This is a genomic window from Bacillus sp. SA1-12 (assembly GCF_000981385.1).
Classification (GTDB): Bacteria; Bacillota; Bacilli; order Bacillales; family Bacillaceae; genus Metabacillus.
In genome coordinates this window covers 23,894-35,817 of record NZ_LATZ01000030.1, presented here as the reverse complement: position 1 = coordinate 35,817, position 11,924 = coordinate 23,894, and the positions used below count along the sequence as shown (strand labels likewise).

6 protein-coding genes and 3 pseudogenes are annotated in these 11,924 nt (G+C 34.0%); 8 read left to right on the top strand and 1 reads right to left on the bottom strand.

Translation table 11 applies throughout. The annotated features are described in order from the left end of the window. The first annotated feature begins 645 nt into the window (after nt 1-645). The 5 genes and pseudogenes from WQ54_RS15645 to WQ54_RS15630 all read left to right on the top strand — a co-directional run bounded on the left by WQ54_RS15645 (nt 646) and on the right by WQ54_RS15630 (nt 3,349). Nucleotides 646-1,125: an SRPBCC family protein gene (locus WQ54_RS15645; protein WP_046585270.1), complete on the top strand. Its 480-nt coding sequence runs from the start codon at nt 646-648 to the stop codon at nt 1,123-1,125. A 135-nt stretch (nt 1,126-1,260) separates the two neighbouring features. Then, entirely contained in the window at nt 1,261-2,283 is a 1,023-nt protein-coding gene (locus tag WQ54_RS15640; protein WP_231597545.1) for a nucleoside hydrolase, read from the top strand. A gap of 487 nt (nt 2,284-2,770) precedes the next feature. Next, nucleotides 2,771-2,941: pseudogene (gvpJ, locus tag WQ54_RS15635) on the top strand (gas vesicle protein GvpJ); the annotation flags it as partial. Nucleotides 2,942-2,945: 4 nt separating this feature from the next. Then, complete coding sequence (gene gvpK, locus WQ54_RS35480) at nt 2,946-3,026, top strand: gas vesicle protein GvpK (RefSeq protein WP_156177976.1); 81 nt, start codon at nt 2,946-2,948, stop codon at nt 3,024-3,026. A 44-nt stretch (nt 3,027-3,070) separates the two neighbouring features. Continuing rightward, nucleotides 3,071-3,349 carry a gas vesicle protein gene (locus WQ54_RS15630; protein ID WP_197089605.1) on the top strand — a complete coding sequence of 93 codons (279 nt, stop codon included), beginning with the start codon at nt 3,071-3,073 and terminating at the stop codon, nt 3,347-3,349. Nucleotides 3,350-3,468: 119 nt separating this feature from the next. On the opposite strand, the gene WQ54_RS15625 is transcribed toward WQ54_RS15630, so the two are convergent. Further along, nucleotides 3,469-3,750, bottom strand: a complete 282-nt coding sequence (locus WQ54_RS15625; RefSeq protein WP_156177975.1) for a hypothetical protein — start codon at nt 3,748-3,750, stop codon at nt 3,469-3,471. A gap of 598 nt (nt 3,751-4,348) precedes the next feature. Between WQ54_RS15625 and WQ54_RS15620 the strand changes: the two genes are divergently transcribed. The 3 genes and pseudogenes from WQ54_RS15620 to WQ54_RS15600 all read left to right on the top strand — a co-directional run bounded on the left by WQ54_RS15620 (nt 4,349) and on the right by WQ54_RS15600 (nt 11,508). Further along, nucleotides 4,349-6,148, top strand: coding sequence for a DUF262 domain-containing protein (locus tag WQ54_RS15620; protein WP_046585264.1), 1,800 nt, complete (start codon nt 4,349-4,351; stop codon nt 6,146-6,148). 383 nt (nt 6,149-6,531) lie between these two features. Continuing rightward, nucleotides 6,532-9,038 (top strand): annotated as a pseudogene (locus WQ54_RS15605) (DUF3578 domain-containing protein). Beyond that, nucleotides 9,007-11,508 (top strand): annotated as a pseudogene (locus tag WQ54_RS15600) (DUF2357 domain-containing protein). The pseudogenes WQ54_RS15605 and WQ54_RS15600 overlap by 32 nt, the downstream one beginning before the upstream one ends. The last annotated feature ends 416 nt before the right edge of the window (nt 11,509-11,924 follow it).

The window sequence follows — 11,924 nt, the reverse complement described above, 5'->3', positions numbered from 1 at the left end:
CAGGAAGCACCTAAGTTCATTCTATAATAGATATAATTCAACGTTGTAAGCTGATAACGTGGAGGACTTACTTTCTATGAAGCGTTGATAAGGAAAGCAATAATGAGAATAGTTATTGTATAACTTTACTTTATATCAGTGAAAGTGGTGGCACAGTACCGATGAAAGGTCTAATCAACCCGAAGGGATAGCCACTAGACTAATGAAGATTCAATTAATCATGCAAGGCAAATCTTTATCGGTTAATAAGGTTCTCGTAAGACTAAAAGAGGTTTACCTCCCATGGGAGGCACCGACTTATTGAAACGGAAGAATTGAGACACGGAAGACGTTACGATTTCAGAAGTGTTGATGACTAAATCGAATTGGATTAGTTGGAACGCCGTATGAGGTGAAAGTCTCATGTACGGTGTGGACGGGGGGAAAAGGGAGCGATAACTTCAAACCCTTACCTATCTGTATGAAGAACACGAAATTGATGTTATTATTGGTTTTTTGTTATATAAATGTTTAGTACTATAAAATCATGAAAACAAATATGAATATTGTTGGTGTTTTTTCTGAGCCTATACAACCTTTCATTTGTTTTTTTGAATGAATAGTGAATAGCAAGACTTCAAGGATATAAAGAAGGAGGATGAAATGATGAATGAATACGGTACACTACATGAGTCAAACGGTCGTTATGCTTTAAGATTTGAACGATTTTTTCCTCATCATCCAGAAGATGTTTTCGGTGTCATTACAAATCAAAGCTGCTTCACCCAATGGTACCCTTTCGCAACAGGGGAGATGGATCTCAGACTTGGTGGCAAGATTGCCTTCGATGACGGTGAAGGAACGACCTATAAAGGTACCATTACAGAGTTAGAAAAGCCATATTTATTTGGTTTCCGTGAAGGTGATGATCTGATAAACATTTCATTGCGTGAAGAGGATAAAGGGTGTCGAATGGTCTTTACCCATACTTTTAACGATGATTCATGGGCAGTTAATACCGCAGCAGGATGGCATAGGTGTCTGGATGTACTTCACCAGATAATCAACGGACATCCAGTTGAATGGAAAGATAATTCAGCTGAGTTAAGGGACTATTATCGGGAAGTATTTGAGCGATCGAATTAGTTAAATATTATGAACATAATCCTTTAGAGACTATCAAAGTTATGGTAGTTGAATTATTTTTTACTAAAATAATTTAGCGATAGCTCTTCCATAAAATGGTGCTGAAAAAGAATTTACTAAAAAAATAAGGGAGGAATGAAAAGGAAAGAATCAATAATTGAAAACGGTTACCAATTGCGGTATTTTCTAGTAAAATTAGAGCAAAGCCATTTTATCAGAGGAGTGTATGCCATGAACTTCCCAACAATCAGTACTGAAAAACTAGTAAAAAGATTAGAACCCCCAACTTCCAAAATCCGCATGGTCCTGGATACGGATACTTTTAATGAGGTAGATGATCAATTTGCGATTGTCTATGCATTACAATCCGCAGAAAAGTTAAATGTTGAAGCCATCTATGCTGCTCCTTTTTACAATGATAAATCAACCGGACCGGAAGATGGGATGGAAAAAAGCTATGATGAGATTCTAAGAATACTAGAAAAACTGAATGTCACTCCAGAAGGCTTCGTCTATAAAGGATCAACAGATTATTTAAGAGATTTACATCAGCCTCATCGTAATAAAGCAACGTTAGATTTAGTAAAGAGAGCAATGGAGGCGGATGAGGACGATCCCTTGTATGTGGTGGCCATTGGTGCGATTACAAATGTGGCCTCAGCTATATTAATCGAACCAAAAATTATCGAAAAAATCGTTGTTGTATGGCTTGGAGGTCATGCATTACATTGGCAGGATACAGCTGAATTTAATTTGCAGCAAGACGTTTTAGCTGCCCGATTGATTTTTGATTGCGGGGTACCTGTTGTTCAAATCCCTTGCATGGGCGTAACCTCCCATCTACATACGACACTGCCGGAAATGAATCAATATGTAAGAGGTCAGGGTAAAATTGGAGATTTCCTCGCTGAACGATTTGAGGAGTATCATGATGATCATTTTGCTTATTCCAAGGTGATCTGGGATATTTCTGCTATCGCGTATCTTTTAAACTTAGACAAAGCCGTATCTACACAGCTTGTTCACAGTCCCGTTTTAACAGACCAGCTGACATGGAGCTTTGATTCATCGAGACATTTTATCCGGTATGTGAACTATATGAATCGTGATGTGATCTTTAGGGATTTATTTAGAAAATTGAGAGATGGGAAAAAATAGTGTGCACGATTTCTCCTTGAACATCATTATATTTGTAGTATTTTTGGCATGAGTTCAGCCTGGACTCATGCCTTTTTAATTAATCGGGTTAAACATTCCTCTTTCGTTGTTTTAATGCCATATGAATGTTCAGTTTTTATATAACTAGTGAAGTTTTTGATCGTCTCCTTACTTTTACTATTCCCTCGTAATCTTTTCACTACATTCATTCAGGTTTTCGCTCATAATGTTATCTCCTTAGATTTTCAAGCTAAAAGTATTAATAGATCTTATATGAGAAAAACTAGCGAGATTATCCCAATGAAATTTCGAAGGTATTTAATTGATTGTGTTTGTCCATACGAACTCTATCAGAAATTCATATAGTATTAGTAATTCGTTTTTTACGAAGAAGCTTCTGTTATGAAGGGGTGCGTCACCTGTAAATGATACAGAGAATAATCTATAAGGATCCCCCTTGAGTTAGCCTATGGAAGGTGGGGACGTGATGGCTGCTATTCAGAAAAGTGTAGACTCTTCAAGTCTAGCTGAAGTAATTGACCGTATTCTAGATAAGGGTCTCGTCATTGATTTGTGGGCTCGTGTTTCGTTAATTGGAATTGAGCTTCTTACAATTGATGCCCGTATTGTCATTGCCAGTGTTGATACGTGGTTAAGAAAAGATGGAGGAATTAAAGATTATTTTTGGACTGGAGCATGAGGATCTAAACACCGAATTGGGCCCGCTTGGAAGATTAATGTAGGCAATACGAAAAGGAGGAAGCCTTCCTCTACACAATCAGGGAATTTGCTTGAGGTGTTAGAAAAAATATTAGATAAGGGTGTCGTTATAGCAGGTGATATCAAGATATCGCTGGCTGATGTTGACCTGCTCACCATCAAAATACGGTTACTCGTTGCGTCTGTTGACAAGGCAAAAGAAATTGGCCTTGATTGGTGGGAAACAGACTCTTATTATTCCTCAAAAGCCAGACACCAAGAAAAAGAACGACATCTTTTACAAGAACGGATTAATCGGTTAGAAAAGGTGATTGATGAGAGACTTCTTCCAGCTGATAACGGGTAAACACCTGAATGATAGCCTTTTACATGTAAATTAAGAAATTAGAAAAACAATTTCATTATTAATATGAATCCTACAATCGATGTTGATTTAGCAATTGCAAGACAGATATCCATATTATTCTAATACTTAATTAAAGGCTTTAGATGTAAGTAATTCAATGCTTGATTAACTTCATCTAAGTCATAAATTCCTTTTTCTAAGCAAAACAGAATAACCAGATCAAACTTATCACTATTTGAAAAGGAGAAACCGGCAGAACGTAACATTTTATCGGTTTCTTTTTTGTTTAGTTCAAGAGCCAAAGGCAGCACGATCACTGTAGGTTTGCCTGGTCGATAATTTGATTTGCTTTTCGAAAAATGCCTGCGGTCAATACCAGTCTTTGTAAATATCGTAGTCAATGCAGCCTTTCTTATCAATGAGGCTAAACAAAATTTGTGCAAATGATGGTTCACGATGAATAGTAATAATATCTTATAATGCTTTTTGTTCTGCATCCTCAATAAAATCCGGTTCTGATTTAAGAACATCCAATTCTACTGTGTTTGCTCAATAAACTCCAAAAATTCTTAGAATTTTTTCCTCAAGACAAAAGGATGGAATAAATATGGCATAACTTTGGAATGAAAATCAAACATCTCAGTTGAAGGACAATAGAAACAAAGTTATCAGAAATTGAAGTGCAAAAAGAGAAAAAATACTAAGGTATATCCATGCACGCAATTGATTCTAATACTAGAAACAAAGTGATTAGATTCTTTATTATTACAACTTTAAAGAATTAGAAAGTGATAGTTTGTCTAAAAGGATTAAAGGATATATAAGGAGTAAGGTTTCTTAAATCAAAACTCTGATAGGAAAATAATAATATTATCACTAGTACCTTCAAGTCATAAAACCTTTTGTAAAACTGTAAATATGAATTTTTTTGTTAATTGAAATCGTAAAAGTTAAAGTAAACGTCTCTTTTTTACATTAATAATAGCAAGGAGGATAAAAGTGGCAAAATACGTAGTTAATAATAGTTCAATTGATACGATATTAGGATGGATCAAAGCTGAAGAAATAGCAATCCCTGAGATACAACGCCCATTTGTTTGGGATAGTAGTAAGGTTAGGGATTTAATGGATTCATTATATCAAGGTTATCCTGTCGGTTACATCATTACATGGAGAAATCCAGATACAAAGTTAAAAGATGGAACTCACTCAATGGGAAAGAAAATACTAATAGATGGTCAACAAAGAATTACTGCTATGACTGCGGCTTTATTAGGGGAAGAAGTTATTGGTTCAGACTATAAGAAAAAAAGGGTTAAAATTGCATTTAATCCAAAGGAAGAAAGGTTTGAAGTTTCGAACCCAGCAATACAAAAGGACTCTGAATGGATTAGCGATATTTCAAGTTTCTTTAAAAAAGGTTTTGACCTTTTTGGCTTTGTAGGAAGCTATTGTCATACTAATGAAATTGCTGATCAAAGTGCAATAGGACAAATAATAAATAATTTACTAAACATCCGTTATAGTAATTTGGGTATTATAGAACTTTCTCATGAACTAGATATCGAGACGGTAACAGAAATTTTTATAAGAATTAATTCACAGGGTGTAGTTTTAAGTCAAGCGGATTTTGCAATGTCTAAGATAGCAGTAAATGAAACCTACAACGGAGTTTTTATTCGAAAATTAATAGATTATTTCTGTCATTTAGCAAAGAATCCTGCTGATTTTTCATCTATACAAGCAAATGATACTGAATTTACCTCGACTGAATATTTTAACAAAATAAAATGGATAAAAGATCATACGGATTCTTTGTACATACCAGACTATTCTGATTTACTACGCGTAGCATTTACATTTAAGTTTTTTAGGGGAAAACTTTCTAATCTTGTTAGCCTTCTATCGGGTAGAAGTTTTGAAACAAGAGAGTACAAAGAAGAAATTGCAGAAGAGTCCTTTAATACATTGGAAGAAGGAGTATTATCTTTTATTAATGAGACGAACTTTAAGAGATATCTCATGATTGTAAAATCAGCTGGCATTATTAATAAAAGCCTCATCCGTTCACAAAACACACTAAACTTCGGTTACATTTTGTACTTATTACTTCGTGATAAAAAATTAGATCAAACAGTTATAAATAGAACAGTAAGAAAATGGTTAGTTTTATCCATGCTTACGGGAAGATATTCTGGTTCTCCAGAATCAATGTTTGAGTATGATGTTCGTCGATTTAATACTGCAGGGGATCCAGAAATCTATGTAAAAAATACAGAAGAAGGTGAACTCTCGGATGCATTTTGGAACAACATTTTGGTAACACGGCTCAATACTTCTGTTGCAAGCAGCCCCTATTTTCATTTATTTTTAATGGCACAAGTCAAGGGTAGTGACAGAGGTTTTTTGTCTAAAGAAGTTGAAGTTAGACATTTAATTGAAGAAAGAGGGGATATACATTATATCTTCCCTAAAAAATACTTACAACGTAATGGATATAATAACCGTGGACAATATAATCAAATAGCTAATTATACTTACACACAGCAAGAAATAAATATTGCCATTAAAGACCAAGCCCCAAACATTTATATGGATGCTGTAATGAGGCAATGCAATTCTACAACAACAAAAAAATATGGAGAAATATCAAACTTACAAATATTAAGGAAAAACCTAGAAGAAAATTGTATTCCAGAACAAATACTTAATATGGATTTTTCAAATTATGAAGTGTTTTTAGAAATAAGAAGAACTATGATGGCACAGAAAATTAAGAACTTTTATTTTTCGTTATAAATTTATTATTAAGGTAAAGAATTTTTCTTTTAGAAATAGTATATTGTGCTAGTTAAAATTGAAGAAAACATATTGAAGTATTAAATTGTGGTTTAATAAAAAATTCATTTTGGAGGTTCGATCCCGACATCCGGGATCTGATTAAGATTAGAAAAGGTAATTTACACGTTCCTTACACATCATAAGGAACGTTTTATATTTATAATATGAAAATAAATAATCTAATATAAATGAAAAGATTGAAGATATTTGTTGGTATTCAATTTTCAATAATAATTGTTTCTGATTAATTAACCTCAAAATTTAGAGGTTGACTCTTTTTTAATTATCATTTTACTAAATATGGTAAGATGTGACTATAGTATTTGCTTCAGGAGGAAACAATGATTGTAAATCTTCTAAAAGAAATAGCAAAGAAAAACCTAATAATACATACATTATCATCACAAAAGCCAAACAAGATAATTAAAGCTGATGATACAGGTATATACGTTGAAACAGAATCCTCAAGAGAAAAATTCGAAAAAGGGGAAAGAACAGAACCAACAGATTTCTTATCTATGAATTTCATTGAACAAGGCTGGGGAGAATTTATTAAGTCAAGGGTAGTATCAGCAAATGATTTTGATAAAGCAAGAGGAAGAAGCTCCTTTTAATGGCTCTCTTTAATGAATTACCATTTGTAGAACAAACGGTAAAAGATAATAGAACAGCTATTAAATTGAAAGAATACACAACTGATCAGTTACCCGAGGTGAGCTTAGAACAGTGCATTTCTCTTTTAAATGAGATTGTAGAAGGTACTGACCCAGTAAACATAACTAAAATTTATAAAGAAGACAATATAAAAAGACTAAAGTCACGCGCAAGACAAGGTCTAAAGCTATTAGGAATATTAAATAATACATTCCAAGTTGATGTGAACCTTATTGAAAAATATAAGAATTCTCAAAATAAAAAAGCGTTTATTAAAGAATTAAATATTACAGTATGACTATTTTAAACTGGTAATGGAACTGCTTGAGTTAATCCCTACATTTTCAAAGCAAGAGAAATTAAAATGCTTAATGGAGGTGGGGATGTTAATCGTTCGAAATTCACGTGGTGAAAATCTAATGGTTGAGTCAGTAGCTGAGTACCGAACAAGAAACATTCTTCAATGGTTGGAACAGGTTGGATTGGTGGATGAGGAGTGGAATGTCAAAGTGGATGGAGAACTAAGATTAAGCTTTTTGAAAGTAATGAATGAATATCTTACCGCAAAGAATGGTCCTTTTGCTGGACATGAGCTTGGAGGGACTGTTCGGAATGTCATTCCAAGTTTACTGGGAAGTTTGTACTTCATAGATAAAAATCAATATACAATTAAAGGCTCAGTAGGCCAGGGGAACTGGGCTTCCGTTCCTTGGGTTGCGGTAATGAATAATCAAGTAACCACCTCTACTCAAAGAGGATATTATATTGTTTATTTATTTAGCGAAGATATGAAGTCTCTTTATTTAACAATTGCTCAAGGTGTGACGGAGACTTCTAAAGATGAAATGGAGAAAATAAGTCAAGCTTTACGTAACTCTATTTCGATGAGTGATCGAGTAATAAAAGGAAATGACCTAAACCTGGGACAAAGCTCAAAAGCAAGAGAATATGAATTGTCAACAGCTGCCTACATTCCATATTCAATCGATAATATGTCATTAGAGGACCAACTTCTTAGTGATTTAGAAGAAATGGTGCGGTATTACGAGGAGTTTATCATGATAAATAATAACGAAAATGATTTTATTAAGGATCCTCCTACTCCATACTACTCAATGCCTGAAATTATCGAACAAATAAATACATACATCGCAAGCAAGGGCTTTTACTATGAAAAAGATGAAATCATCAACCTTCTTTAAAAACAAAACCATTTGTGATTATTTCTGGAATCTCAGGTACTGGTAAGACAAAGATCATACAATGGTTTGCTGAAAGTGTAGGAGCAACAGAGGAAAATGGACAGTTTACATTAATTCCAGTTCGTCCAGATTGGAATGATGGTTCTGATTTATTAGGTTATGTTGACATCAAGGGGGACTTTAAAGAAGGACCTCTTACAAAAGTTCTACAAAGAGCGGAAGAGGATCCAGCTCGACCTTATTTTGTTTTACTGGATGAGATGAATCTTGCAAGAGTTGAATATTACTTTAGTGATTTGTTAAGTGTGATGGAAAGCCGCCGTTGGCAAGATGGGAAAATTGTGACATCAAAGCTGTTGTCAGAAGAGATTGCAAATAAAACAGTTTCACTGCCTTCAAATGTTTATATTATCGGCACAGTTAACATGGACGAAACAACACATCCTTTTAGTAAAAAAGTATTGGATCGAGCAAACACAATTGAATTCAGTGAAGTAAATCTTGGTTATCTTTCATTTTTACAAGACTTGGAGGAAAGTGAACGTATTGAATTAAGAAATGATCAGTTAACTGGCAGCTATCTTCACTTGAAGGATGTTTATAAGGAACACTCGTCAATTGTAGAGAAAGCAACAAGCGAATTAGTCATGTTAAATGAAATACTTAAACCAATTGGTGCTCATATTGGATATCGAGTAAGAGACGAAATCTGCTTTTACCTTGCTTATAACGAGGAAGGCCATTTACTTACGTTCGAACAAGCCTTTGACCGCTGTGTTTTACAGAAGATTCTCCCTCGAATTTCTGGTAGTGATTATCGTGTTCAAGCAGTGTTAGATGGTTTATATACGTTTTGTACAAATAAGGTTTACAGTGAAGATGTAGTTGGCGAGTTTTCATTAGCAAAATACCCGAAATGTGCCAAGAAGATTGTGGAGATGAGACGGAGGTTAGTGGACGATGGCTTTACATCCTTCTGGATCGGTTCCTAATGAGGTAGAGCTTTTACATGTTGATACAGATGAATTCACGCTGATTCTCAAAGGAAAACCATATCATGAACGTTATGAAGGATTCCGCCAATATCGTCAATTAGATTTTCATGATGAAATGACTTTATCTGTGAATGGAAAAAATGTGAATTTCGTTAAAGTTTTTGATGTGGAGACACAAGAAATGGTTGAGCCATTCAATAATCGTCCTATCTTTTTTGAAAACGGAAACTATCAGCTTGTCCTTCAACCCAAAACAAATGATGTGTATTCGTTTTACCATGAACATCCATTGCTTCGAAAAACTGTAGGTAAAGTGGACATTATGGACAATCGTTATATTTTAATGGGAAGCCTCCAGTTTTAAAATGAAGTAGGTTTGTCTACTTTTGAAATTCGAAACGGAAACGAGATTCTCCTTGAAGTAACAATTGAGGTTTTTCCATCTAAGCTAGATTATAAAAACGATTATAAAAAGCTAATAGATGAAGTAAATGATGAAATCTATAATTTAGCATTTCATTTCATAAAGAAAACCTATTTAACAGCAAAAATAAATGTGGAAGGCAAGCCTTCACGTGCTGAATTTTTTCGATTACTAAGTCACCATTTTGATCACTTAATAAAATCAATAAACCAAATCGAAAAACAACCGCATCATAAACTAATAACAACACATGAAAAAGCAAGAGGAGACCAACTTGCCCGCCTAGATTCTAAGGGACGTAAATATTTAAATAAGAGACCGAATTTATTTGTAGTTGTTAAAAGCGGGATTGAATTAAATGGTCGTTTTGTCATGCCTTCTTCTGGACTGAAAATTAAGAAAGAATTAACATATAACACGCTAGAGAATCAATTTATCAAGTGGATCATGATTCGTTTAAAGGATAAAATTCATGACCTTCTAGAAAAACTTCAACATGCTAATAAACTTGAAAAGGAACTAGATCGTGACTTAATTGAGTCAATTTCCAAAAAAATAAAAGCTTTAGAACTTCAACTGAAAAATTCCTTCTGGAGATCCATTGGTAAATTAGACCGTTCCATTATGAGCCTTGTTATTCAAATGGCTCCAGGTTATCGTGATGTTTTTCAGACCTATTTGATTCTATCAAAAGGCTTATCCCTCCAAGGGAAAATGTATCAAATGTCAGTGAAAGACGTCGCAACCATGTATGAGTATTGGACATTTATTAAGCTTGGACAGATTCTTTCTAAAAAATATGACCTTGTGAATCAGGATATTATCAAAGTAAATCGAGATGGATTATTCGTTAATCTAGATACAAATTCGACGGCGAAAAGAGTGTACAAACACCCAATTACAAAAGAGCAAATCACTCTGACATACCAGAAAACAGAAAGAAATCTACCAACAATTTCTCAAAAGCCTGATACAACACTCAGTATCGAGAAAAAAGGTAAAGACTTTCACTATAACTATATCTTTGATGCCAAATACAGAATTGATTTTGCAGTAGAGGGAAGCTATTATCAACGACATTATCACAATCCAGGCCCAATGGAGGACGACATCAACACGATGCACCGATATCGTGATTCCCTTGTTGTTCAACAGAATGGACCCTTTGAACGAACAGCTTTCGGTGCGTATGTCTTGTTTCCTTGGAAAAATGAAGAGGAATATGAAGAGCATCATTTTTACAAAAGCATTGATAAAGTAAATATTGGTGCCTTACCATTTTTGCCAAATGCAACAAGACTGGTCGAGCAATTTGTGGAACATCTTATTGAGAAAAGTCCAGAAGAGATTCAACAGGAAGGAATACTTCCAAGGGGAACAAAAGAAGAGTGGGTATCTTCATTAGATGACAAGGTGTTAGTTGGAATAGTATCTAGAGAAGAAGATTATCGAGAATATAATCAACACTTATTTTATCAAATTCCAACTAGCCGTTTAAAAAAGGGCTGGCAGGAAGCAAAGTATATTGCACTTTATTCGAAAAACGGAGTTGCCTCTCAGAATGGTATTACGGTTTATGGAAAAATAACCGAAGTGAAAATCATGAAAAGCGACCATGTAGAAGTATCTACATCAACAGATGCAGAAGAAATTGTTCGCTTTGAGATAGAAGTTTGGAAATCACTTAAGGATATTGTCAAACCTGTTGGATACGGAATTTCAGTATATACCTTAACGACACTAAACACATTAAAGCAAGCTAAAGAGCTTCCAGAAATATTTATGAAATCTAAAGAGGAAGTCGCTTTGTGGAGAATGCTAAGACGAATTTCTGACAAAGTCCAATTTGATCTTGATGACCTACATTTGGATAAGGCAACTAGGATTGAAAGCTACCGTATTAAGGATTTATCTATAGAAATGAATACAGTACAAAGGGTACTTTTAATAAACAAAGGATCTGAAAGTAAGAGTATCGATTTTGAGAGCTTGTTAAAAAAACCATCCTATGTGTTTAAAGTGATCTTAAATTATGTTAAATAAGATTTTTTTAAAAATATAGCTCAAGAGATGATAAATTCTTTGGCTATATCTTTAGTTCAGTTACTGTTCCTTAGTAGTTTTGGACGTTATTACCTAATGTCTTGGAACTTTAAGAAAGCGATTGGTAATCTTGAGTCCAAATTGGACTCTTTTTTTGTGATTAAAAAGGATATTTGTCCAACAACAGTATTAAATCAGATTCTCATTACTTTTTATAATTTCACCACAAAGCAAACTCCAAGTATTAGAAAAGCATCACCAAACTTCGACAAAATCCCAAACCATCCAAAAAAATTGACGACAAAAACTCATAGAAAGCCAACTTTCAGAATATTGACCAAATAGAAATATTAATGTAACATCATAATAGGTTATATTACGTTATATACATTAGTAAACTACGAAGAGTTGAATAG

Coding starts and splice junctions, on each gene's coding strand:
- WQ54_RS15645 (WP_046585270.1), top strand. CDS start 646: ATGAATGAATACGGTACACTACATGAGTCAAACGGTCGTTATGCTTTA.
- WQ54_RS15640 (WP_231597545.1), top strand. CDS start 1,261: ATGAAAAGGAAAGAATCAATAATTGAAAACGGTTACCAATTGCGGTAT.
- gvpK (WP_156177976.1), top strand. CDS start 2,946: ATGGAGGAATTAAAGATTATTTTTGGACTGGAGCATGAGGATCTAAAC.